This is a genomic window from Larsenimonas salina, assembly GCF_023736155.1.
Lineage (GTDB): Bacteria > Pseudomonadota > Gammaproteobacteria > Pseudomonadales > Halomonadaceae > Larsenimonas > Larsenimonas salina.
The window spans coordinates 1-22,088 of record NZ_JAMLJJ010000004.1 but is presented as its reverse complement, the minus strand read 5'-3'; the positions used below and the strand labels follow the sequence as shown (position 1 = coordinate 22,088).

Here is a 22,088-nt window from a genome sequence, read left to right as displayed (position 1 = left end):
CCGGCTCGATGATGACGTCGGGCGTTCGGCCCCGTATACTCCAGCGCTCGTTCAATGAACCGAGAGTTTCCCGCCATGTATTCGCTGGCACGCCCCTGGCTATTTCGTCTGGACCCTGAAGTCGCGCACGGTCTGACCCTGTCGATGCTCGATCAGGCGCATCGTTTCAACATGAGTCACCGTCTGGCAGGCGTCGAATCTGACGGTACGCCGGTCGAACTCATGGGACTGCGCTTTCCGAACCGAGTCGGGCTGGCCGCTGGCCTCGACAAGAATGCCGATCATCTGGACGGCCTCGGCGCGCTCGGCTTCGGGTTCGTCGAAGTTGGCACGGTGACGCCCAGACCGCAGGCGGGCAACTCGAAACCCCGGCTGTTTCGGCTGCCAGAGCGTCAGGCGATCATCAATCGAATGGGGTTCAATAACGCAGGCGTTGCGCATCTGGTGCGCCAGGTCGATGCCAGCCGCTACGACGGCGTCATCGGCATCAACATCGGCAAGAACCTCACCACCGAGGTCGAGGACGCTGTCCACGATTATTTGACCGCCTTGAACGCGGTTCATGGCAGCGCCGATTACGTTACGGTCAATATCTCATCGCCCAATACGCCCGGGCTTCGAACACTTCAGTTCGGCGATCATCTGGACCGCTTGCTGGGTCAGCTGCGCGAGCAGTGTGCTCGACTGGACCAGGCGGCCGGCCGGCGAGTGCCGCTGGTGGTCAAGATCGCGCCGGATATGACTGACGAGGAAGTGGTACTGGTTGCACAGTGTCTCAAGGCGCAGGCGATCGATGGGTTGATCGCGACCAATACCACCGTCGATAAAAGCACGGTGGCAGCGCTTGAGCACGGCAGTGAGCAGGGTGGGCTGTCTGGTGCTCCGGTGCGCGAAGCATCAACGCGGATCATTGAACGATTTCGCTCGGAGTTGCCTGACATGCCGATCATCGGTGTGGGTGGGATTCTCTCAGGCGCAGACGCGCTCGAAAAGCGTCGGGCCGGGGCCGATCTCGTCCAGCTTTATTCGGGGTTGATCTATCGTGGGCCGGAGCTGGTCGGAGAGTGTCGTCGCGCACTGGGTGAGTGATCAGCGCGATTAATGACGCAGGTCAGGCCGTGCTGTGCAAGTGCGCTTAAGGCTTTGCAAGTGCACTCAACAAGAAAGGGCCCGCTGACAGGCGGACCCTTGTTTGGCGTTCACTTGCGTGCCGGTGTACGGGTAGAGGTTCAGGGAATCAATACGCCATCGGGGTTTTATGAATACCGGAAATACCGGTCATGCCGGACCACTGGTCACCTCGGCCCTCACGCCAACCGCTCATCCACTGCTCGCGAATGTTGACGTCCTGGCTCGGGCAATAATCTTTAGACCGTCCGGTCACACCGACCTTGTAGCCCTGGAAAAAAGCACGCTGTAGCCGATCTCGTTTCTGACGTTTCATCGGATAACCTCTTGTGTCACCAAGAAAGTGATCGCCTCAGGGCGATCGCGTGGTTCGTCGCGACTTGCGTTTGGGTAGCTACCTCTTTCATCTTTAGCGAAAATGATAACCAGTGTCGAACATTAAATTGTCATATGAATATGCCCGTTTACTTCTTTTTGTAATATACGTGCGGTCGACATCGATAAACTCTTTCTCAGCCGGTAACTTAGCACCATGACATCAGACGCCTCGATCGACTCTAACACTTACTGCGTGACCTGCCCCTGGGGGTTGGAATCACTGCTGTCCGATGAACTGACTGCATTGGGCGCAACCGTTGAGCGTACAGCTCCTGCGGCGGTCTTTGCCCAGATGGCGCAGGCAACGCTCTACAGGGCGCTGCTCGGCTCATACCTGGCCAACCGAATCATTTTGGTGCTTGTCCATGGCGACGCCGTGACCGGTGATGACCTGACAGCGCTCAGCAGTCAGATTCCATGGGAAAACGTCCTGCTGCCCGGACGGCGAATTCGCGTCGATTTTCATGGCAAGAGTGATGAAGTTCGACACACCATGTTCGGCGCACAAAAGATCAAGGACGGCGTCAATGACCGCTGGAGCGCGCATTTCGACGAGCGCCTTGAGGTCGATCCAAAGCATGCCGACAGCCGAATCTACGCCCATTTTCATCGCGAGCGTCTGATGATCGGCCTCGATATGGCCGGAGACAGCCTGCACCTTCGCGGCTACCGACTTGATGGTGGCCAGGCCCCGCTCAAGGAGAATCTGGCAGCAGCGCTTCTAGTGCGGGCGGGTTGGCCGACGCGAAGCGAGGAAGACACCTTGCTCGACCCGCTGTGTGGTTCGGGGACGCTGGTGATCGAGGCTGCGCTGATGGCGGCCCGAGCCGCCCCCAATGCGTTTCGAGAGCGGTTTGGCTGTCTTGAGTGGGCAGGCCATGACGCGACGCTCTGGACCGAGATCGTGACTGAAACGCGGGCCAGCACCTCGCGTAATTTAAAGCGTTCCCGATTTACACTGCACGGCGCGGATCGCGATCCTCGTGCGGTCGAGGCCGCCCGTACAAACGCCAAGCGCGCCGGGGTCAGTCACCTGGTAGCGTTCGAGCGCGGCGCGCTTGCCGATTGGACTCCGGATCGGCTCGAGGAACGCAGTGGCTGGATAATGACCAACCCGCCTTACGGCGAGCGTATCGGTGACGTGCCCGAGCTGATTCCGCTGTATGAAACACTGGGGCAGTTGGCCAAGGCGCTCGGAGAGCACTGGCGGCTGGCAGTCTTTACCGGCAATCCTGAGCTTGGCCACCGCATGGGGCTCAAGGCCGACAAGCGCTACAGCTTTCGAAACGGCGCGCTCGAGTGCAAGCTGCTGCTGTGCTCCGTGCGCCCGCAGCCTGTTCAGACAGACGGCGAGGCTCAAGAAACCGAGACGCCACGCCTGCGTCTGAGCGAGCAGGCGCAGATGTTTGCCAATCGGCTGATCAAGAATCGCAAGCAGCTTTCGAAGTGGGTTCGCACGAAGGAGATCGGCTGCTACCGGCTGTATGACGCCGATATGCCCGAATTCGCGGTGGCCGTGGATATCTACGGCGATCACGTGCACATCCAGGAGTACGCCCCGCCCAAGAGCATTGATGCGGCTCAGGCCGAGCGCCGGTTGCTGGACGCCGTCAGCGCCGTGACGCAGGTACTCGAGGTGGCGCCTGAAAACGTCCACTTGAAGACCCGCAAACCCCAGAAAGGCCGCGAGCAGTATGAGCGTCAGGGAAAGAGCCGTCACAGTGTGATTGCAACCGAAGGCCCTGCGCGATTCAAGCTCAACTTGAAGGACTTTCTGGATACAGGGCTTTTTCTGGACCACCGTCCGGCCAGGCGCTGGCTGCGCGAGCACGCCGACGGCGCGCGCGTGTTGAACCTGTTCTGCTATACGGCTACCGCGACTGTGCATGCCGCGCTCGGCGGTGCCCGGTCGTCGGTCAGCGTCGACATGTCCAACACCTACCTGAGTTGGGCGGAAGAGAACTACCGCCTGAACCGATTGGATTTGAGGCGCCACGTGCTCGAGCGCGCTGACTGCTTCGAGTGGCTCTCAAGTGCCCGGGCTCAATTCGATGTGATCTTCATGGATCCGCCGACGTTTTCGAATTCCAAGAAAATGGCCGGGGTGCTCGATATTCAGCGCGATCACGGTGAGCTGATCAAGCGGGCGATGGCGCGGCTGGCGCCGGGCGGCGTGCTGCTGTTTTCAAACAACCTTCGCCGCTTCAAGCTCGATGACGCCATCGAGCAGCAATACTCGGTGACGCCCGGTGGGGCTTCAATGCTCGACCCGGACTTCAAGCGCCGGTCGAACATTCATCACGTGTTCTTCATTCGTCATGGGTCGAGCAGTGAGAGCTGACGCATGGCGTCCTGCGCTTCCGGTGTGTGGTCCTGGGTTTCCAGGACCTTCTTGAAGTGGCGCGACAGCTGAATATGATCGATGTCTTCCACCCACAGCATGGCCTGATCGTAGCCGTCGGCGAGCATGTGCTTCAGGCCGCCGAACTGCGTGCCGATCTGGCCCCAGGCGCGGGTGACGATCCAGTCGCCGAACATGTCCTGATGGACATGCACCAGTACGTAGTCATGTTCATTTTCCCAGCGAATAATCACCCAAGTCACTCCACAGGGGCGGGCCGTCAGCGGGTCGCCATCGTCGTTTTGATTATAACCGTCTGAATTGTAACTTCATTGTCGGTCACTCTAAACCCTGAGCTGCCGGCACACCGATTGAAAACCTGCGCATGCAAAGGATGACTTCATGAACATCATTGCCGATCAGAACATGCCCGGCATCGAAGCGACCTTCGGGCGCCATGGTCATGTGACTCGTGTGGATGGTCGCCACGTGAGCCGAGACCAGCTTTTACACGCCGATGTGCTGCTGGTGCGTTCGGTGACGCAGGTCGATCCGGCGCTGCTTGAGGGGACGCCGGTTCGGTTTGTCGGTTCGGCCACGATCGGCACCGACCATCTTGACCTCGAGGGCTTGCACGCCGCCGGTATCCCTGCGGTGCACGCGCCGGGCTGCAACGCGGAAGGTGTGGTGGACTACGTGCTCTCGAGTCTGTTGCTTGCGTGTCAGCGCGAGCAGTGCCAGATCAGCGACAAGACCATCGGGGTGGTCGGCGTCGGGCAGGTCGGTGGGCGGCTGGTGGCGCGCCTTGAAGCGCTTGGGCTTTCCGTGCTGGCCTGCGACCCGCCGAGGGCCGAGCGGGAAGGCGATACGGAACACTTTGTGGCGCTTGATGAGCTTTTGGCGCGCAGCTCGGTGATTTGCTGTCATACGCCACTTGTTCGTGATGGTGCCCATCCGACCCATCATCTGCTGGACGCGGCGCGCATCGAGGCGCTTTCGCCTGGAACCTGGCTTTTGAACGCAGGGCGGGGCAGTTGCATCGATACGGCCGCGCTTGGTGCGCGTCTTGAGCGCGCGGGAGATCTAACGGTCATGCTGGATGTGTGGGAAAACGAGCCCGACATCGATGACGCACTGCGTCAACGGGTCGATCTGGCCACGCCGCACATCGCGGGCTACAGCCTCGAAGGCCGTCTTCGTGGCACGATGATGCTGTATGAGGCGTTTACGGAGTGGGCGGGTGTCACGGCCGAGGTAGAACTTGCCGATGTACTGGCGCCCCCCGTGGTGGCCACTCTGGGCGTCGGACAGGCGGAGGCGTCGCCCCAGAGGCTATGGCAGGCGCTTTCACACGCCATCTTTGATGTGCGCCGGGATGCGGATCTTTTTGACCGCTACTGCCGACGCTTTGGTGTGGCTACAGGCTTTGATCGCTATCGCAAGGAGTATCCAGAGCGTCGCGAGTTCGGATCTACCGTTGTCTATGGATCGCGTGAGCAGGCGGACTCGATTCGTGCGCTCGGGTTTCAATGGGTGGAAGACGGCCTATAAAAACGACCTATAAAAAAAGCGCCCCGAAGGGCGCTTTTTCACGAGGCGTGTTGCCGGATTACTGACGGTATGCGGACTCTTTCAGCGCGTTGATGCGCTGATCCAGCGGCGGGTGGCTGGCAAAAAGCTGCTCCATCAGTTTACGGGTCTGACCGGTTGTAATGGCAAACGCGGTCAGGCTTTCCGGCATCTGGTCGGGCAGCTCGTGTTCACGCTTCAGGCGCGAAAGGGCGTTGATCATCGCGCCGGAGCCGGCCAGACGGGCACCGGCGGCATCGGCGCGGTATTCACGCCAGCGCGAGAACCAGGCAACGATGATCGAGGCGGCGATGCCGAACACGATCTCGAGCACGAACACCACCGCCATATAGCCGAAAAAGCCCAGACCACCGCCTTCGTCGTCACGACGCAGGAAGCTGTCGATCAGGTGGGCGGCAATACGTGCGAAGAACATCACGAAGGTGTTCAAAACGCCCTGAATCAGCGAGAGGGTCACCATGTCGCCGTTGGCGACGTGGCCGATTTCATGGCCGATAACCGCGCGCACTTCTTCCTGTCGCATGTTGTTGAGAAGGCCCGCCGAGACGCACACCAGCGCGTCGTTCTTGTTCCAGCCGGTGGCAAAGGCGTTTGACTGCTGCGCCGGGAAGATGCCGACTTCGGGCGGTTTGATGCCCGCGCCCTGGGAAAGCTCGGCCACGGTATCGACCAGCCACTGTTCGGTGGCGTTTTGCGGTTGGGTGATGATGTGGGCGCCGGTGCTGCGCTTGGCCATCCACTTCGACATCAGAAGTGAAATCAGCGAGCCGGCCATGCCGAAGACAAAACAGAAGATAAGCAGGCTTGTCAGGTTGATGCCCGAGCCTTGCAGATAGCTTTGAACACCCAGCAGCTGGAGTGTCACGCTAGCAACCAGCACGACAGCCAGGTTGGTGGCCAGAAACAGTACAATCCTCATCATGGCGAGGAGCTCCTTTCGATCACGGTCAAGGACGAAGGCGTGTGCGCGCCTTGTATCAGACTATCCATCCAGTAAGACTATCTGTTTAGATAAGGCGCGTCACAAAAGGTTTCAAGCGGTCATTAAGCACCGCTTTAGGCGTCAGCGACGGCGGGCAAGAAAACGTCCGAGGCGGTCGATGGCCTCTTCAAGCTGATCCACCCAGGGCAGGGTCACGATTCGAAGGTGATCCGGCGAGGGCCAGTTGAATGCAGTGCCCTGAACCAGCAGCATCTTCTCTTCAAGCAGCAGGTCGAGCACCAGCTTCTGGTCGTCTTCGATGGCGTAAACCTCGGGATCAAGCCGTGGGAACATGTAGAGCGCGCCCTTGGGCTTGACGCAGGTGACGCCTGGAATGGCGGTCAGTTTTTCCCACGCCATGTCACGCTGTGCAAGCAGCCGCCCGCCGGGCAGTACCAGATCATTGATCGACTGATAGCCGCCAAGTGCGGTCTGGATCGCGTTTTGTGCCGGCACGTTGGCACACAGGCGCATCGAGGCCAGCATGTTGAGGCCTTCGATGAAATCCTGGGCGTGGCGGCGCTCGCCGGAAAGGATCATCCAGCCGGAGCGAAACCCGGCGCAGCGATAGCTCTTCGAGAGCCCATTCATGGTGATCACGAACACATCGTTTGCCAGAGACGCCGTCGAGGTGTGTTCGGTGCCGTCGTAGAGAATCTTGTCGTAGATTTCATCGGAGAACACGATCAGACCGAACTCACGGGCAACGGCCAGAATGTTTTTAAGTACGTGGTCGCTGTAGACCGCGCCGGTCGGGTTATTGGGGTTGATCACCACAAGCGCCTTGGTGCGCGAGGTGATCTTGGCACGAATGTCCTCGACGTCCGGCTCCCAGTCGTTTTCTTCCCGGCAGGCGTAGTGCACGGCGTGGCCGCTGGCCATATTGGTGGCGGCGGTCCAGAGCGGGTAATCCGGCATCGGCACCAGCACTTCGTCGCCGTCATCCAGAAGCGCCTGCAGCGAGATCGTGATCAGCTCCGAGACGCCGTTGCCGATGAAGATGTCCTCGACCCCGACGCCTTTAATGTTCTTGCGCTGACATTCCTGCATGACCGCCTTGCGCGCCGAATAAAGCCCTTTTGAGTCGCTGTAGCCCTGCGCCGTCGGCAGGTTTCGCATTACGTCCTGAAGGATTTCCTCGGGCGCTTCGAAACCGAACGGTGCCGGGTTGCCGATATTGAGCTTGAGGATTCGATGGCCCTCATCTTCGAGCCGTTTGGCGTGCTCAAGGACGGGCCCCCGAATGTCGTAGCAGACGTTGTCGAGCTTATGGGACTTGCGGATCGGGGTTGGCATGGAATGTCGTTCACAAGTTGATGGCTGGAATCGAACGCGCGGTACGCGTTAAGTCAGCATACCGCGATCATTTGCGCCAAAAAAAGAGTCAGTCGCGCTTCTGTGCCGCGTCGCCCTGTTCGGCGGCCTTGGCGGCTTCCCGCTCGGCTCGAAGCTCCTCGAGCGACCGAATGTCTTCCGGGCCCTCAAGCGTCAAGCGCCCGAGCGTGCCATGGCGAAGCTCGTGCAGGAGCACCTCGGCGCCGCGGTGCAGATCGAGTTCACCGCCGCCCTTGAGCCCACCGCGCCTTCGCGCGATGGCGGCCACCACCGCATCGCCACTTTCAAGCTCTGCGTCCTTGAGTTTGTAGCGGGCCTTGAGGGCCTCGGGGTAACGCTTCAAGAGCTCGCCGGCCGTTACCGTGCCGACTTCGACGTAATCAAGTGCGGTATCTCGAATGGCGCCGCTGGCGGCCAGGCGAAAGGCGCTGTCCTGATCCTCGATCTTGGGCCACAGCACCCCCGGCGTATCGGTAAGCGCGATGCGATTGCCGATGCGAATTTTCTGCTGGCGCTTGGTCACGGCAGGCTCATTGCCGACCTTGGCGATCTTGCGCCCGGCGAGGCCGTTGATCAGGGTGGACTTACCAACGTTTGGAATGCCCATCACCATCACGCGCACATCGCGGTCTTCGCGAATGTGGCCGGCAAGTTCGGTGCAAAGCTTGGCAATTGGCTTCAGCTCGCGGGTCTGGGTGGTCGTGATGGCCAGCGCCCGGGTGTCCGGCTGGGCATCGAAATAATCGGTCCATTCGCGGGTGCGCGCAGGGTCGGCGAGATCGGCGCGGGAAAGGATCTTGAGTACCGGCTTGTGCACCGTCAGTTCGGCAAGCATCGGGTTGGCGCTGGAGTAGGGCAGGCGCGCATCGAGGACTTCGATGACAACGTCGATTTCAGGCAGCGCCTCCTTGATCTGGCGGCGCGCTTTGTTCATGTGTCCGGGGAACCAGCCCAGCATAACGTGTCCTTTGAATTGCTCATTGAAAAGGGCAGATCGATGCCGGGCATGGTACCAGAGTTTCGCGAGCCGCCGGATTATTCCAGCGGCCGATCCCTATTCTGCCGGGTGGACCTCATTCCGCCGGATGATAGTCGAGTGCGACCGAATTGATGCAGTAGCGAAGGCCGGTGGTGTCGTGCGGCCCATCTGGAAATACATGCCCCAGATGCGCGTCACAGCGCCGACAGGTCACCTCGATACGGCGCATGCCGTGAGAGGTGTCGTGGTGTTCCTCGACGGCGGCATCGGCCAGTGGCCGGTCGAAGCTCGGCCAGCCGCAGTGCGATTCGAACTTGTGCTCGTTTTCAAAAAGCGGAGCGCCGCAGCAGATGCAGTGATAGATGCCGTGGCCCGGCGTGACCTGATAGTCGCCGGTGTAGGGGCGCTCGGTGCCGGCTTCGCGGGTGACGTGGTACTGGGCATCACTCAACTGCTCACGCCACTGTTGTTCGGTTTTCTTGACCTTATCCATGCAAAAGACCTCATGTGGTGCGTCGGAGATGATGGTCGAGCCGTGACGAAAAAGGCGTAGGTACCGGGCGGTGCGGCCGGTTGCCAACGTCAGGCGCGTTCGCTGTTGGTGTCAGCCGCGCTGGCTCTTGGTGTAAGAGGAGTATGGTCACTGATTTGAAAGACTTAAAGTGATGAAAGTGTTGACACCAGAGCGGCCCGTGGGTAATATGCGCGCCACTCGATGAGCCGAGAGCCACGTCCCATTCGTCTAGTGGTCTAGGACACCGCCCTTTCACGGCGGTAACAGGGGTTCGAACCCCCTATGGGACGCCAACTTGAAGCTTGAGAGTTTGGATCTGCGGGAATAGCTCAGTGGTAGAGCATCGCCTTGCCAAGGCGAGGGTCGGGAGTTCGAATCTCCTTTCCCGCTCCATGTGTCCCATTCGTCTAGTGGTCTAGGACACCGCCCTTTCACGGCGGTAACAGGGGTTCGAACCCCCTATGGGACGCCATCCAGATCCAGGTCAAAACAAGCGGGAATAGCTCAGTGGTAGAGCATCGCCTTGCCAAGGCGAGGGTCGGGAGTTCGAATCTCCTTTCCCGCTCCAATGCGTCCCATTCGTCTAGTGGTCTAGGACACCGCCCTTTCACGGCGGTAACAGGGGTTCGAACCCCCTATGGGACGCCATCTTGACCAGCGCCAGTTCGACCAGCTTAAGCATGCGGGAATAGCTCAGTGGTAGAGCATCGCCTTGCCAAGGCGAGGGTCGGGAGTTCGAATCTCCTTTCCCGCTCCAGCCGGTCACCCCTCTTGTACTGTGCGAAAGCATGCGTAAGAAAGGCACCCGCCCTCAAGCCGGGAATTCTTTGTCCCCATAGTTTTGATCTCATCATGGTTTTGATCTGATTGGCAGATACCGAAACCGCGCCTTTTAAAGCTTGGTTTGCGTGCTATCCTTTGCACCCATCGTATTTCGATAGGCTATCCGTCACGCGCAGTCAATCAAGGGAGAACGTTTCAGCGTAGGCTGCCCACCTTATCCTCCCCGGCGTGTGATGTGCGCTCGACTGAACAATAGGATGCTTTCATGGCCGAACCGGCACTTTCCATCCGTGGACTGACCAAGGTCTACGGAAATGACTTTCATGCGCTGAAAGGCATCGATTTAAACGTTCCCCAGGGCGATTTCTTCGCCTTGCTCGGCCCCAACGGCGCCGGAAAGTCCACGACGCTTGGCATTGTTTGCTCGCTGGTCAACAAGACCGCAGGGCAGGTCAAGGTGTTCGGGGTCGACATCGACACCAACTTTTCGCTGGCCAAATACCACCTGGGCGTCGTGCCTCAGGAGTTCAACTTCAATCAGTTCGAGAAGGTCTATGACATCGTGCTGACTCAGGCCGGCTACTACGGCATGCCGATGCGCGAAGCGCGCCCGCGGGCGCGTCAGCTTCTTGAAGACCTGGGGCTCTGGGACAAGCGCGACAATGTCGCCCGGATGCTCTCCGGTGGGATGAAGCGACGCCTGATGATTGCGCGCGCGCTGATCCATCGCCCCAAACTCCTGATTCTCGATGAGCCCACCGCCGGGGTCGACATCGAGCTTCGTCGAAGCATGTGGGAGTACATGCGTCGGATCAATCGGGAAGAGGGCACCACCATCATCCTGACCACACATTATCTGGAAGAAGCCGAGAATCTGTGTCGCAACATCGCGATCATCAATCACGGTGAAATCGTCAAGAACACCACCATGCGCGAGCTTCTGGCCGAACTCGACACCGAAACCTTCATTCTCGATGTCTCCGGGCCGGTCGAGGCGCTGCCGGATATAGAAGGGCTCGAGCGGGTGGCTCACGACGACAGCCAGCTGCAGCTCTCGGTCAAGAAAGGTCAGCGTTTGAACGACGTGTTCAAGGCGCTCAACGACGCACACGTTGACGTTGTGTCGATGCGCAACCGAGCCAACCGGCTCGAGGAATTGTTCGTCAATCTGGTCGCCGAACAGAATCAGGCAGGGGAGATTCGCTCATGAGCATGCGACAGATCTGGGTCGCGTTCTTTACCATCGTGACCAAGGAAATCCGCCGATTCATGCGGATCTGGCCACAGACGCTTCTGCCGCCATCGATCACCATGACAATGTACTTCATTATCTTCGGCAACCTGATCGGTGCCCGCGTTGGCGAAATGGACGGCGTGCCCTACATCGATTACATCGTGCCGGGGCTGATCATGATGTCGGTCATTACCAACAGCTACTCGAACGTCGCGTCCTCGTTTTTCTCGAACAAGTTCCAGCGAAGCGTCGAGGAAATGGTGGTGTCGCCGATGCCGGACTGGGTGATCCTGCTGGGCTTTATCGTCGGTGGTGTGGCGCGCGGGCTGGCGGTCGGTGCGATTGTCACCGGCGTGTCGCTCTTTTTCACCGACGTTCAGGTGCATCATCCGTTTCTGACCATGCTGGTGGTTCTGATGACGGCGGTGCTGTTCTCGATCGGCGGGTTTATCAACTCGCTGCTTGCGAAGAAGTTCGATGACATCTCGATCGTGCCGATTTTTGTTTTGACCCCGCTGACCTATCTGGGCGGTGTGTTCTACTCGATCAACACATTGCCCGAGCTCTGGCAGAACATTTCGATGATCAACCCGATCCTCTACATGGTGAACACGTTCCGCTATGGCATTCTGGGCGTGTCCGACATCGATGCCGGTGGGGCGATCGCCGCGATTTCCATGTTCATCGTCGTTTTTTACATCTTGGCGCTGTGGCTGCTGAAACGTGGTCAGGGCATTCGAAGCTGAGTTTGCGCAAGGAGCGTTCTCGTGAGTGTTTTCAGTTCAAGTGAGCCGGTGACATCACCGCTTGGCAAGGTCTCCGAGTACCCGGACCGCTACGACCCGACGCTGCTCTTTCCAATCGAGCGCGCCGGCAATCGCGGCCCGCTCGGCATCGAGGAGAGTGCGCTGCCGTTCATCGGCGTCGACGAGTGGCAGGCCTTCGAGCTTTCCTGGCTCAATGCCCGTGGCAAGCCGGTGGTGGCCATCGCGCGATTCAGCGTGCCGGCGCATTCGCCGCGTCTGATTGAGTCCAAATCCTGGAAGCTCTATCTCAATAGCTTCAACCAGACCCGCTTTGGCAGCACGGTCGAAGTGCGCGAGTGCCTGGAGCGCGATTTAAGCCACGCCGCTGGTGAAGAGGTCGGCGTGGCCCTGTTCGGTGTTGATGACGCCCTGATGGCCCCTGGTGCGCTTCCGGGAGTGTGTCTGGATGAGCTTGATATCGAGGTCGCGAACTATGAGCCCGACGCCGGTCTGATTCGTACCGTCCCCGAGTACGCCGAAGAAACGCTTTACTCGCATCTGTTGAAATCGAACTGCCCCGTGACCGGTCAGCCCGACTGGGGCAGCGTCCTGATTCAATACCGCGGGCCGGCGCTCGATCATGAGGCGCTTCTTGCCTATCTGATTTCCTACCGCAGCAAGCAGGAATTTCATGAGCACTGCGTCGAAAGTATTTTCATGGACCTGATGACACATGCCGCGCCTGAATCGCTTCTGGTCATGGCGCGCTACGTACGCCGCGGCGGGCTCGACATAAGCCCATGGCGGGCGACGCAGGGCCACCCGGCGCCAGAGCTTATCCGGCTCGTGCGCCAGTGACAGGTTAGGGAAGGCAATGACCGAAACCGATGACATGAACGCACTGACCCTCCTTCTCGAGCGCCAGTCCATGGGTAAGCTCGCCTGGCCTGAGCCGACGGCGGTGCAGATTGAGACGCTCTACCGCTCGGCCCTTCGGGCGCCGGATCATGGCGCGCTGACTCCCTGGCGCCTGATCGAGATTCGCGGTGAAAACGCGCTCGGCCAGCTTGGCGATCTTTTGGCCGAGGCCGAACGGGCCGACACCCCGGACGTTGATGCTCGGCGCTCCGAGGCCACCCGCGCCAAGGCGCTCAGGGCGCCACTGGTGATCGCGGTGGTCGCCGCCATCAAGCCTGGTCAGCCAAAGATCCCCGATTCCGAGCAGCTGCTCTCCGCCGGCTGTGCGGCCCACGCCATACTCTTGGCCGCGCACGCCCAAGGCCTTGGCGCGATGTGGCGCACAGGCCCCTACGCCCACCATTCGGTCATTCGCAAAGGTCTTGGCCTTGGCGAGCACGACGTGCTGATCGGATTCGTTTATGTGGGGCAACCGGCCGGTCGAATGCGGGACCTGACCCCGAGTTCGCTCGAGGATTTTGTCGAGTCGTGGCCAAGTGCATGACGCGCCTTGCAATTGCGCGTTGAACGCGATAGAGTGTGCGCCGTTCTGAAGGGGCAACCGTTCAGGGCAAAAAATGCGGAGGGGTGTCCGAGTGGTCGAAGGAGCACGCCTGGAAAGTGTGTAAGTCGAAAGGCTTCGAGGGTTCGAATCCCTCCCCCTCCGCCACGAATCTTGAGAAAGCCGCTGATTTCAGCGGCTTTTTTATTTTCTATCGTGCCTCAGCCCATACTCCAGCCCATACTTTGCGTCTGGCTTTCACTGGTCCTCTCAAGGCTCTATTGGACAGTGTGTCCCGTTGTGCACCTCGATTTTCCCTCGCCTCTCTTGAGTTTCTTGCCGCCATCTCCCCCAGCCATATCCTAATTCAGGCATGACAGCAGTACTTCTCTCAGGTACTGTCGGCCTAAGTGTTATGAGCACGAGGCTTGGAGATTAGTGATGACAGCTTCCTCTTCGAGTGCATCCACGACGCGGGCATGCAAGCACTGGAGTTGGCACCCAGGAGCGTCAGGCTTGCCTGGAACTGCTGCACTTAGAGGGGGCTTGCTACTAGTGTACGGCGAGCAGCGCAGCAAGCGCTTGATGCGCGTCGCTGGCGGCCGCCTCAGCGGCTGTTAGGCGAGAGGTCATGATCAGTCGCCCCTCGACACCCCAAGTTGGTTAGGGATTAGCCTGGGTCAGGAACCAGTCGCGGAAGCGGATCAGCGCCTCGTCGTCGGCCTTGTCCTCCCGATAGGCCAGGTAGTGTCGGGTCTCTTCCAGTACCACTTCCTGCTCGACGGGCCTGACGAGTCGACCCTGTTCGACGAGAGGGCCGACCAGGTGATCCCAGCCCAGCGCCACGCCTTGGCCGCTAAGCACCATCTGAATCAGCAGGTTGTAGTCGTTGGCATTGAAGTAGTGAGGGCGGTCGTAGGGCCGATCCTCGATATCCAGGTTATGAATAGCGAGCCAGACACCCCAGTCGACGTGTTCGGCCACCTGGGAGCGGCCATAGGGGCTGAGATTGAGCAGGAGGCCATCGCGTAGTCCCTCGATGGTGCCAGCCTCAAGATGTGCCTCGAGAAAGGCCGGTGTGCATACCGGATAAATGACGTCGTGAAACAGCGGCAAGCTGCGGTAGCCGTCTCGCACCCGAGACATCTTGGTGACGAAGATATCGGGATCCGCGCCGGGCTCCAGAGACAGGAAGTTCTGAGTCGTCACCAGATTGAGGTCTATGTCCGGATGAGTGCTGAAGAAATCGGGTAGACGGTGCGACATCCACTGTGCCGAGAAGGCGGGTGAGCAACATAGCGTCAGCGATCGTCTGGCGCTGGTGCGGTGATCCTGGCGGATGCGTCCCGCTGCCTGAGCGATATTGATGAACGACAGTTGGGCGGCGTCGAAGAAGATCGAGCCTGCCGTGGTCAGCTCCACGGAGCGTCCCGCCCGCCGGAAGAGCGGTGTTCCCAGATAGCTCTCTAGCTCCCTGACCTGTCGGCTGATGGCGGCCTGGGTGACGCACAGGGCCTCGGCCGCGCGGGTGAAGTTCTGATAGCGGGCAGCCGCGACGAAGGCCTTGACGGCTCGCAGCGAGGGCATCTTGATCAGGGTTTGGTCAGGATCGGTGTGCTTGGTCATAACGGGAGGTCATCAACATTCTGAATAAAAAGTTAATTTCGTCCAGGTGACGAGATACCTAGACTCGGTGAACCAACGAACAAGACGGTCAACCAACGAACAAGACGGTCAACCGCTTTACCTAGGCTACTCGAAAGTTTCTGCAGGCGATAGGCGATGCCCCGCGACTTGTGATCGTTAGGGAGCCCATGGCAGAGCATTCGAACAAGCAGCAGGAGTCGATAACAGTGACTAACAAGATCAAGACTCTGGACGTCGTCCAGCAACGCAAGCCCCGTCATGCGCTTCCCCGCGAGCTGTACTCCGATGGCAAGGTGTATCGCGATGACCTGGAGCAACTCTGGCACAAGGAGTGGATCTTCGCTGGGCATACGTTTGAGCTGGAAAAACCGGGACAGTACCTGACCCTGCAGATCGGCGATTACCCGATCGTCGTCGTTCGTGGCGCGGATGGTGAGCTTCGCGCCTTTCACAATGCCTGCCGGCATCGTGGCTCCAAGGTCTGCCAAGCCGCCAGCGGAAAGTCCGCCAAGCTGGTCTGCCCGTATCACAAGTGGACCTTCGACCTGGATGGAAAACTGCTGTTTGCCGGTAACATGGGCAGCGATTTCGATACCAGCAACCACGGCCTGAAGCCCGCCCACTGCGAGGTGGTCGAGAGCTATGTCTTTGTCTGCGTGGCCGAGACGGCGCCCGACTTCGAACCGTTTCGTCAGGCCGTCACGCCGTTCGTCGCCCCCCATGGACTGGAAAACTGTAAGGTGGCTTATGAGTCCAACCTGGTGGAGAAGGGTAACTGGAAGCTGGTCTTCGAGAACAACCGCGAGTGTTATCACTGTGACGGCTCGCATCCCGAGCTGATGAATTCTTTCGTCGAAAACCTGTCGGTGGCAGGCGTGGCCGATGCCGGTGACCCTGAGCTAGAAGCGTTCTGGGATCGCTGTGAAGCGGCAGGGCTGCCCAGCCGTATGGCGATGGATGAAGAGTCCGGTCAGTACCGCATGACGCGCATACCGCTGTCATCGAAGGCCGTCAGCTACACGATGGACGGTAAGCCCGCCGTGTCTCGCCGCCTGGATGAAAGTGGTGTGGAAGATATTGGCGCGTTGCTCTATTTCCACTATCCCAACACCTGGAATCATTTTCTTGGTGACCATGCCCTGAGCTTCCGAATCTTGCCGCTTGGCCCGCACGAGACACTGGTCACCACCAAGTGGCTGGTGCCGAAGGATGCCAAGGAAGGCATCGACTATGATCTCGATCACCTGACTCGTGTCTGGCTAGCGACCAATGATCAGGATCGCCAGCTCGTCGAGGCGACTCAGGCGGGCGTGATCTCGCCAGCCTACGAGCCGGGCCCGTATTCCGATCTGGCCGAGAATGGTGTCTGCCAGTTCGATGACTGGTACTGCGAAACGATGAAAAAAAAGCTGAATTCATGAGTTTCCTGCAACAATGATGGCAATCGCTTAAATCGGGATAGTACTGTTCGTCGGTCCATCCTGTCGCTTCCTCAGTTATCATCATCTTGCCCCCTCCATTCCCGTCTTCGGGGGAGGGGGCTTTTTTATGTCTATAGCCCGAGCCTCTGGTGAGGGGGCATAATGAAAAGTTATCTATTGGACATATGAAAGGTCGTTAGACGCGATGTTTGGATTGGGGATAGCGTTGATTAAGACCAAGTATGTCCCCTTTCTGCGCAACAATAAGTCCAATAATAGTGAGAGGTGAATGATGGAATTGGGAGACGAGATCCTGTCGGTAGAGCATATCTACAAGGTGTTCGGGACGCGGCCAGGCGAGGCTATGGAGATGCTCGAGGCGGGCAAGAACAAGGACGATGTGTTCCAGGAGACTGGTCAGGTCGTCGGCGTCTTCGATGCCAGCTTCTCGGTGAAAAAGGGTGAAATCTTCGTGATCATGGGGCTGTCGGGGTCCGGCAAGTCGACCATGGTGCGCCTGTTCAACCGTCTGATTGAACCGACTTCCGGCAAGATATTTCTCAACGGCAACGAGATCACCGGGCTGACCGACAAGGAGCTGCTCAGCGTGCGGCGCAGGGACATGAGCATGGTGTTCCAGTCCTTCGCTCTGATGCCGCATCTCACAGTACTCGACAATGCCGCCTTCGGCCTCGCTGTCTCCGACGTCGGCGAGCAGGAGCGCAACCGTCGCGCCCGCGAGGCCTTGGAGCAGGTCGGCCTCAAGGGCCACGAATATAGCTTTCCCCACCAGCTCTCCGGCGGCATGCAGCAGCGCGTTGGCCTGGCCCGGGCGCTCACCAACGACCCCAGCATCCTGCTGATGGACGAGGCCTTCTCGGCCCTCGACCCGCTGATCCGCACCGAGATGCAGGACGAGCTGATCCGCCTCCAGGCCGAACAGCAGCGCACTATCATCTTCATTTCCCACGACCTCGACGAGGCGATCCGCATCGGCCACCGCATCGCCATCATGGAAGGCGGCCGCGTGGTGCAGGTCGGCACGCCCCAGGAGATTCTCAACAATCCCGCCTCGGAGTACGTCGAAGCCTTCTTCAAGGGCGTAGATTCCTCCAAGGTGCTGCGAGCCGGCGACGTGGCGCGCTTCGATGCCGAGGTCGTGGTCGGCGAGCCGCAGCCCGGAGTCGCGCCGCCCGCGCCCTATGCCTTCGTGACCGATGATGACCATCGCTTCGTCGGCCTGATCGACAGCACCGTGAACGGGGAGGGCGCGTCGCCCAGGACCTTGGCGCCCGATCAGCTGCGCACCATCACCTTCGATACCCCCCTGCACGAGGTCCTGGATATCGCCGCCTCCGTGCCCTATCCCTTGCCCGTCCTGACCCAGGAAGGCGTCTTGCACGGCACGCTCAGCAAGGACGCGATCCTCAAGTCGCTCAGCCATCACTGAGGCGGTGCGTCCGGCGCCCGGGCGCCACGGTTCCGCGCGGACCGACACAACAACGACAAGCAAGAACACGACAAGAGGGTAAGTAGGCCGCATGTCCGAACTGACGATTCTCGACCCCTTCCAGGTCCTCCATGTCCCGCTCGGCGACTGGGTGGAGGCCAGCCTGCAGTATCTCGTCGACAACTTCCGCGGCGTGTTCCGCGCCGTGCGCTGGCCCATCGATCAGGTGCTCAACGGCATCGAGGGGCTGCTCCAGTCGGTGCCGCCGACCATCGGCATCCTGCTCGGCTCGCTGCTGGGCTGGCAGGTGGCGGGGCGGCGCATGGGCATCTTCTGCGCCTTCACGCTGATCCTGCTGGGCCTGGTTGGCGTCTGGTCCGAGTCCATGACCACCCTGTCGCTGGTGCTGACCGCGGTCTTCTTCTGCGGCCTGTTCGGTGTGCCGCTGGGCATCCTGTGCGCCCGGCACGACCGGCTCGAGAAGGCGGTGCGCCCGGTGCTCGACGCCATGCAGACGCTGCCGGCCTTCGTCTACCTGGTGCCCGTGGTGATGCTGTTCGGCATCGGCAACGTGCCCGGGGTGCTGGTCACCATCGTCTTCGCGCTGCCGCCGCTGGTGCGCCTGACCAATCTCGGCATCCGCCAGGTGCCGGCCGACAAGATCGAGGCCGCGCGCGCCTTCGGCTGCACCCCGGGGCAGATGCTGCGCCGCGTGCAGCTGCCGCTGGCCACCCCGACCATCATGGCCGGCTTCAACCAGACGCTGATGCTGTCGCTGTCGATGGTGGTGATCGCCTCGATGATCTCCGTCGGCGGCCTGGGCCAGATGGTGCTGCGCGGCATCGGTCGCCTCGACATGGGCCTGGCCACCGTGGGCGGCCTGGGCCTGGTGCTGCTGGCCATTTTCCTCGACCGCCTGACCCAGGCGATGGGCGAGCGCAGCGCCGTGGCCGGCGACCATCGCCGCTGGTTCCAGAAGGGCCCGCTGGGCCTCTTCCTGGGCCTGTTCGGCATCGGCAAGATCAAGCCGCAGGCCGAGCAGCAGAGTTGACCGCCGCGCCTGCCGCCCGCGCAGCAGGCGCTTTCGACCCGCATGACACTCCATGCATGACAACAACAGGAACAGCATCATGATGTCACAGCAACGCAAGTCCCGTTGGGGGTACCTCCTGGCCGTCTCCGTCCTCGGCATGCTGCCCGCCGCCGGCGCTTTCGCCGCCGAGCAGCCGGGCGAAGGCGTCACGGTCACGCCGATCTTCCCGACCATCACCGAGGAGCACTTCCGCGGCCAGGTGGCGGTGATCGGCCTGGAGGAACTGGGCTACGAGGTCGAACAGCCCAAGGAGACCGATTATCCGACCATGATGATGGCGCTGTCCTACGGCGACGCCGACTTCACCGTCCACCTCTGGGACAACCTGCACGACAGCTTCTACCAGCGGGCCGGCGGTGACGACACCATGGTCAAGGTCGGCGACGTCATGGACGGCGTCATCCAGGGCTACCTGATCGACAAGAAGACCGCCGAGGAATACGGCATCGACTCGCTGGACGATCTGCGCGACCCCGAGATCGCCGCGCTGTTCGACACCAACGGCGACGGCAAGGCCGACATGACCGGCTGCAACCCGGGCTGGGGCTGCGAGGTCACCGTCGATCACCATCTGGCCGCCTACGACCTGATGGATACCGTCACCCAGAACCGTGGCTCCTACTTCGCGCTGATGGCCGACACCATCACCCGCTACGAGCAGGGCGAGCCGATCCTCTACTTCACCTGGGTGCCGCAGTGGATCACCGCCGAGCTGGTATCGGGCGAGGACGTGGTGTGGCTGGAGGTGCCCTACACCGACCTGCCGGACGGCAACAACGACGTCGACACCGAATACAAGGGCAAGAACCTCGGCTTCGCTGTCGACACCATCAAGGCGGTGCTCAACCGCGACTTCGCCGAGGAGAATCCGGCGGCCCGCGAGTTCCTTTCCCATCTGGCGATCAGCGTCGATGCCGAGAGTGCCCAGAACCTGAAGATGCAGCAAGGCGAGAGCAGCCAGGAAGACATCCGTCGCCATGCCGAGCAGTGGGTCGAGGCACACCGCGAACAGTTCGATGAATGGCTGGCTGAAGCCCGCGCCGCCGCGGAGTAAGCCTCTCGGCCGGTGTCTGCACCGGGCACCGGCAGTTTTCAGCGATCATCTCCTGCGGTGGCAGGGGAAGAGAGGGCTCTTATGATGTCGCTCTTTGCCTTTCAACGGCATTTTCACTTTTCGGAGTTACCTCATTCGACCCAGTAAACCTTAAAACGAAGCCTGCTGGATATCCTGGGCATCGCCGCGGCGGCTCGGGATACCCTCGCCACGCGTGCGCTGACCCGCTATGCGCTCGAACACTATCCGCCAGGGTTGCTAGCCAGCCGGCTGTTTTTCAACGGGCGCCAGGCGCATCTCCTTGGAGCGTCATGGGTCGGAGGATTCTGCGTCGATAGCATCGACGCTCACGAAGGTCATTTCGCCTCCAAGGGGCATGCCGGGGCCACCGTGGTGCCGGCCCTGTTTGCGTTGGTCGATGCCTGCCGGGAACGAGGGCGGACGATCAGCGGCGAGGAGTTCCTGAGTGCCCTGTGCATCGGTTACGAGTCGGCACTGCGGGCCGGTAGTGCCTTGATGGCAACGACGCACGACTACCATGCCTCCGGTGCCTTTTCTGGCGTGGGCGTGGTATGCGCCGGGGCAAGGCTGTTGGGGCTGGATGAGGCTCCCTTTCGCCATGCTCTGGGGATCGCCGAGTACTTTGGGCCGCGCTGCCCGATGATGCGGCTGATCGATTATCCCAGCATGCTGCGTGACGCCCACGGGGCTGGTGCCTTCAGCGGTGTCAACGCTCTGATCCTGGCACAGGCCAGTCTGACCGGTGCTCCGGCCAGCATGGTCGAAGACGAAGTCATGGCGCCTTTCTGGATGGATCTCGGGGAGCGCTGGGAGATCGATGCCCAGTACTTCAAACTCTGGCCGGTTTGTCGCTGGGCGCAACCTGCTCTTACCGCTGTCAGTCAGATGATGTCCTCGTGCCCTGAGGGTATCGAGGCCGATGCGATTGAGCATATTCGAGTCGAGACCTTACATGAGTCGATGCGACTTCAAGGCCATGCTCCAGCTAGTTCGGATGAGGCTCAGTATGGGCTGGCTTTCCCGCTAGCGGCGATGATCATTCGTGGCCGCCTCGGGGCTTGTGAGGTTAGCGGAGAGGCACTGCATGATGAACAGATCCTCTCACTCAGCCAACGTATTGAAATCGTCGAAGTCGCTGATCTCTCGGCACGCTTTCCGGCAGAGATCCTGTCCCGCGTACATCTGACATTCAAGAACGGAAGGTGACTCTCCAGCGATACCGTTACCGCCAAAGGCGATCCTGAGTCGCCCCTGTCGCAAGCTGATATGCTCGAAAAGTTCCGTGATCTGGCCGGCGAACGCCTGGATGATGAGCGTCTCGCGGCCATCATCGAGGCCGTTGAAACGCTTGAGCAGGCTGAGGATTGCGCCGCACTATTGGACCTGGTGCTTGAGGCCTGAGGCCGCGATAGGATGGCATTTGACGTTGGGCCGCATGCGATGCGGCCTTTTTTTCGTACGCAGGTTATCGTGACAAAACAGAGGCTGAAGCAGGCAGTCGGTGCCTCGTAAAACATCGGCATTTTTTGCGAACCACCAATAAAGCCAGAATCCGCTCCAACGATCGAGGCCCGGCGTGAGCCGGGCCTCGGTTGGGTGGGAGGGCGTCAGGCATGAGGCATCAGTCGCCGCGCTCGGGCTCCATCGTCTGAGGCTGGTGGGCGACCGGTACCGCCTTGGCGATGGGTTCATGCTGCAGCGAGCGATACAGGCTGATGGTGATCACCAGGATGAAGATGGCGATGGGAAAGCCGGCGATGATCGAGGCGGTCTGGATCGTTTCCAGTCCCCCGGCATAGAGCAGGGCGCCGGCGATGCAGGCGATGATGACGCCCCATAGCACCCGGATGACCTGTGGAGGCTCCTGGTGACCGCCGCTGTCGAGAATGCACAGTACGAGAGTGCCCGAGTCCGCCGAGGTGATGAAGTAGGT

At 60.4% G+C, this 22,088-nt stretch carries 21 protein-coding genes and 7 tRNA genes; 20 read left to right on the top strand and 8 right to left on the bottom strand.

Features of this window, described 5'->3' with window-relative positions; translation table 11 throughout:
• The first annotated feature begins 75 nt into the window (after positions 1 to 75).
• Complete coding sequence (locus tag NAT23_RS09055; protein WP_251927619.1) at positions 76 to 1,089, top strand: quinone-dependent dihydroorotate dehydrogenase; 1,014 nt, start codon at positions 76 to 78, stop codon at positions 1,087 to 1,089.
• A gap of 148 nt (positions 1,090 to 1,237) precedes the next feature.
• On the opposite strand, the gene rmf is transcribed toward NAT23_RS09055, so the two are convergent.
• Positions 1,238 to 1,444: a ribosome modulation factor gene (gene rmf, locus NAT23_RS09050; RefSeq protein WP_251593694.1), complete on the bottom strand. Its 207-nt coding sequence runs from the start codon at positions 1,442 to 1,444 to the stop codon at positions 1,238 to 1,240.
• 216 nt (positions 1,445 to 1,660) lie between these two features.
• On the opposite strand from rmf, the gene rlmKL reads away from it, so the two are divergent.
• On the top strand, positions 1,661 to 3,847 hold the full coding sequence (rlmKL, locus tag NAT23_RS09045; protein WP_251927618.1) for a bifunctional 23S rRNA (guanine(2069)-N(7))-methyltransferase RlmK/23S rRNA (guanine(2445)-N(2))-methyltransferase RlmL: 2,187 nt from the start codon (positions 1,661 to 1,663) through the stop codon (positions 3,845 to 3,847).
• On the opposite strand, the gene NAT23_RS09040 is transcribed toward rlmKL, so the two are convergent.
• Positions 3,823 to 4,101: a hypothetical protein gene (locus NAT23_RS09040; RefSeq protein WP_251593685.1), complete on the bottom strand. Its 279-nt coding sequence runs from the start codon at positions 4,099 to 4,101 to the stop codon at positions 3,823 to 3,825. The genes rlmKL and NAT23_RS09040 overlap by 25 nt on opposite strands.
• 148 nt (positions 4,102 to 4,249) lie before the next feature.
• Here NAT23_RS09040 and pdxB point away from each other — a divergent pair, with 148 nt between their 5' ends.
• The gene (pdxB, locus tag NAT23_RS09035) at positions 4,250 to 5,398 is read left to right on the top strand and encodes a 4-phosphoerythronate dehydrogenase PdxB (RefSeq protein WP_251927617.1); all 1,149 of its coding nucleotides are present in this window, start codon (positions 4,250 to 4,252) and stop codon (positions 5,396 to 5,398) included.
• Between the two features lie 58 nt (positions 5,399 to 5,456).
• On the opposite strand, the gene htpX is transcribed toward pdxB, so the two are convergent.
• The 4 genes from htpX to msrB all read right to left on the bottom strand — a co-directional run bounded on the left by htpX (position 5,457) and on the right by msrB (position 9,226).
• Positions 5,457 to 6,359, bottom strand: coding sequence for a protease HtpX (htpX, locus tag NAT23_RS09030; RefSeq protein WP_251593682.1), 903 nt, complete (start codon positions 6,357 to 6,359; stop codon positions 5,457 to 5,459).
• Between the two features lie 141 nt (positions 6,360 to 6,500).
• The gene (locus NAT23_RS09025; RefSeq protein ID WP_251927616.1) at positions 6,501 to 7,715 is read right to left on the bottom strand and encodes a pyridoxal phosphate-dependent aminotransferase; all 1,215 of its coding nucleotides are present in this window, start codon (positions 7,713 to 7,715) and stop codon (positions 6,501 to 6,503) included.
• A gap of 88 nt (positions 7,716 to 7,803) precedes the next feature.
• Complete coding sequence (gene ylqF / locus NAT23_RS09020; RefSeq protein ID WP_251927615.1) at positions 7,804 to 8,712, bottom strand: ribosome biogenesis GTPase YlqF; 909 nt, start codon at positions 8,710 to 8,712, stop codon at positions 7,804 to 7,806.
• A gap of 115 nt (positions 8,713 to 8,827) precedes the next feature.
• A complete protein-coding gene (gene msrB, locus NAT23_RS09015) occupies positions 8,828 to 9,226 on the bottom strand; it encodes a peptide-methionine (R)-S-oxide reductase MsrB (RefSeq protein WP_251927614.1) in 399 nt (132 codons plus the stop codon).
• A gap of 238 nt (positions 9,227 to 9,464) precedes the next feature.
• On the opposite strand from msrB, the gene NAT23_RS09010 reads away from it, so the two are divergent.
• The 11 genes from NAT23_RS09010 (at position 9,465) to NAT23_RS08960 (ending at position 13,637) form a co-directional block, all read left to right on the top strand.
• Positions 9,465 to 9,540 (top strand) — tRNA-Glu (locus tag NAT23_RS09010).
• 25 nt (positions 9,541 to 9,565) lie between these two features.
• Positions 9,566 to 9,640: transfer RNA gene (locus NAT23_RS09005), tRNA-Gly, on the top strand.
• Positions 9,641 to 9,643: 3 nt separating this feature from the next.
• Positions 9,644 to 9,719, top strand: a tRNA-Glu gene (locus NAT23_RS09000).
• 21 nt (positions 9,720 to 9,740) lie between these two features.
• Positions 9,741 to 9,815: transfer RNA gene (locus NAT23_RS08995), tRNA-Gly, on the top strand.
• Between the two features lie 4 nt (positions 9,816 to 9,819).
• A tRNA-Glu gene (locus tag NAT23_RS08990) sits at positions 9,820 to 9,895 on the top strand.
• Positions 9,896 to 9,929: 34 nt separating this feature from the next.
• Positions 9,930 to 10,004, top strand: a tRNA-Gly gene (locus tag NAT23_RS08985).
• A gap of 291 nt (positions 10,005 to 10,295) precedes the next feature.
• Positions 10,296 to 11,240, top strand: coding sequence for an ABC transporter ATP-binding protein (locus NAT23_RS08980; protein WP_251593673.1), 945 nt, complete (start codon positions 10,296 to 10,298; stop codon positions 11,238 to 11,240).
• Positions 11,237 to 12,010: an ABC transporter permease gene (locus tag NAT23_RS08975; RefSeq protein ID WP_251927613.1), complete on the top strand. Its 774-nt coding sequence runs from the start codon at positions 11,237 to 11,239 to the stop codon at positions 12,008 to 12,010. Before NAT23_RS08980 ends, NAT23_RS08975 begins: the two co-directional genes overlap by 4 nt.
• Before the next feature lie 21 nt (positions 12,011 to 12,031).
• On the top strand, positions 12,032 to 12,868 hold the full coding sequence (queF, locus tag NAT23_RS08970) for an NADPH-dependent 7-cyano-7-deazaguanine reductase QueF (protein ID WP_251927612.1): 837 nt from the start codon (positions 12,032 to 12,034) through the stop codon (positions 12,866 to 12,868).
• 16 nt (positions 12,869 to 12,884) lie between these two features.
• Positions 12,885 to 13,472, top strand: coding sequence for a nitroreductase family protein (locus NAT23_RS08965; protein ID WP_350028325.1), 588 nt, complete (start codon positions 12,885 to 12,887; stop codon positions 13,470 to 13,472).
• A 77-nt stretch (positions 13,473 to 13,549) separates the two neighbouring features.
• Positions 13,550 to 13,637 (top strand) — tRNA-Ser (locus NAT23_RS08960).
• 495 nt (positions 13,638 to 14,132) lie between these two features.
• Here the strand turns inward: NAT23_RS08960 and NAT23_RS08955 are convergent.
• Positions 14,133 to 15,056, bottom strand: a complete 924-nt coding sequence (locus tag NAT23_RS08955; protein ID WP_251927611.1) for a LysR substrate-binding domain-containing protein — start codon at positions 15,054 to 15,056, stop codon at positions 14,133 to 14,135.
• A 227-nt stretch (positions 15,057 to 15,283) separates the two neighbouring features.
• Between NAT23_RS08955 and NAT23_RS08950 the strand changes: the two genes are divergently transcribed.
• The 6 genes from NAT23_RS08950 (at position 15,284) to NAT23_RS14765 (ending at position 21,556) form a co-directional block, all read left to right on the top strand.
• Positions 15,284 to 16,537: an aromatic ring-hydroxylating oxygenase subunit alpha gene (locus NAT23_RS08950; protein WP_286010005.1), complete on the top strand. Its 1,254-nt coding sequence runs from the start codon at positions 15,284 to 15,286 to the stop codon at positions 16,535 to 16,537.
• 289 nt (positions 16,538 to 16,826) lie between these two features.
• The gene (locus NAT23_RS08945; protein ID WP_350028324.1) at positions 16,827 to 17,987 is read left to right on the top strand and encodes a quaternary amine ABC transporter ATP-binding protein; all 1,161 of its coding nucleotides are present in this window, start codon (positions 16,827 to 16,829) and stop codon (positions 17,985 to 17,987) included.
• Positions 17,988 to 18,078: 91 nt separating this feature from the next.
• Positions 18,079 to 19,038 carry a glycine betaine/L-proline ABC transporter permease ProW gene (proW, locus tag NAT23_RS08940; RefSeq protein WP_251927609.1) on the top strand — a complete coding sequence of 320 codons (960 nt, stop codon included), beginning with the start codon at positions 18,079 to 18,081 and terminating at the stop codon, positions 19,036 to 19,038.
• Positions 19,039 to 19,117: 79 nt separating this feature from the next.
• Positions 19,118 to 20,134: a glycine betaine/L-proline ABC transporter substrate-binding protein ProX gene (gene proX / locus NAT23_RS08935; protein ID WP_251927608.1), complete on the top strand. Its 1,017-nt coding sequence runs from the start codon at positions 19,118 to 19,120 to the stop codon at positions 20,132 to 20,134.
• A 162-nt stretch (positions 20,135 to 20,296) separates the two neighbouring features.
• A complete protein-coding gene (locus NAT23_RS14850) occupies positions 20,297 to 21,361 on the top strand; it encodes an MmgE/PrpD family protein (RefSeq protein WP_286010014.1) in 1,065 nt (354 codons plus the stop codon).
• Between the two features lie 60 nt (positions 21,362 to 21,421).
• Positions 21,422 to 21,556 (top strand): hypothetical protein, encoded by a 135-nt coding sequence (locus tag NAT23_RS14765; protein ID WP_286010004.1) that lies wholly within the window; start codon positions 21,422 to 21,424, stop codon positions 21,554 to 21,556.
• Positions 21,557 to 21,776: 220 nt separating this feature from the next.
• Here NAT23_RS14765 and NAT23_RS08925 read toward each other — a convergent pair.
• The coding region (locus NAT23_RS08925) for a BCCT family transporter (RefSeq protein WP_251927606.1) at positions 21,777 to 22,088 on the bottom strand (312 nt) is incomplete at its 5' end.

What these genes read in the sequence shown, in the direction of transcription:
- NAT23_RS09055 (WP_251927619.1), top strand. Translation starts at nt 76, where the DNA reads ATGTATTCGCTGGCACGCCCCTGGCTATTTCGTCTGGACCCTGAAGTC.
- rmf (WP_251593694.1), bottom strand. Translation starts at nt 1,444, where the DNA reads ATGAAACGTCAGAAACGAGATCGGCTACAGCGTGCTTTTTTCCAGGGC.
- rlmKL (WP_251927618.1), top strand. Translation starts at nt 1,661, where the DNA reads ATGACATCAGACGCCTCGATCGACTCTAACACTTACTGCGTGACCTGC.
- pdxB (WP_251927617.1), top strand. Translation starts at nt 4,250, where the DNA reads ATGAACATCATTGCCGATCAGAACATGCCCGGCATCGAAGCGACCTTC.
- htpX (WP_251593682.1), bottom strand. Translation starts at nt 6,359, where the DNA reads ATGATGAGGATTGTACTGTTTCTGGCCACCAACCTGGCTGTCGTGCTG.
- NAT23_RS09025 (WP_251927616.1), bottom strand. Translation starts at nt 7,715, where the DNA reads ATGCCAACCCCGATCCGCAAGTCCCATAAGCTCGACAACGTCTGCTAC.
- ylqF (WP_251927615.1), bottom strand. Translation starts at nt 8,712, where the DNA reads ATGCTGGGCTGGTTCCCCGGACACATGAACAAAGCGCGCCGCCAGATC.
- msrB (WP_251927614.1), bottom strand. Translation starts at nt 9,226, where the DNA reads ATGGATAAGGTCAAGAAAACCGAACAACAGTGGCGTGAGCAGTTGAGT.
- NAT23_RS08980 (WP_251593673.1), top strand. Translation starts at nt 10,296, where the DNA reads ATGGCCGAACCGGCACTTTCCATCCGTGGACTGACCAAGGTCTACGGA.
- NAT23_RS08975 (WP_251927613.1), top strand. Translation starts at nt 11,237, where the DNA reads ATGAGCATGCGACAGATCTGGGTCGCGTTCTTTACCATCGTGACCAAG.
- NAT23_RS08965 (WP_350028325.1), top strand. Translation starts at nt 12,885, where the DNA reads ATGACCGAAACCGATGACATGAACGCACTGACCCTCCTTCTCGAGCGC.
- NAT23_RS08955 (WP_251927611.1), bottom strand. Translation starts at nt 15,056, where the DNA reads ATGCCCTCGCTGCGAGCCGTCAAGGCCTTCGTCGCGGCTGCCCGCTAT.
- NAT23_RS08950 (WP_286010005.1), top strand. Translation starts at nt 15,284, where the DNA reads ATGGCAGAGCATTCGAACAAGCAGCAGGAGTCGATAACAGTGACTAAC.
- NAT23_RS08945 (WP_350028324.1), top strand. Translation starts at nt 16,827, where the DNA reads ATGATGGAATTGGGAGACGAGATCCTGTCGGTAGAGCATATCTACAAG.
- proW (WP_251927609.1), top strand. Translation starts at nt 18,079, where the DNA reads ATGTCCGAACTGACGATTCTCGACCCCTTCCAGGTCCTCCATGTCCCG.
- proX (WP_251927608.1), top strand. Translation starts at nt 19,118, where the DNA reads ATGATGTCACAGCAACGCAAGTCCCGTTGGGGGTACCTCCTGGCCGTC.
- NAT23_RS14765 (WP_286010004.1), top strand. Translation starts at nt 21,422, where the DNA reads ATGCTCGAAAAGTTCCGTGATCTGGCCGGCGAACGCCTGGATGATGAG.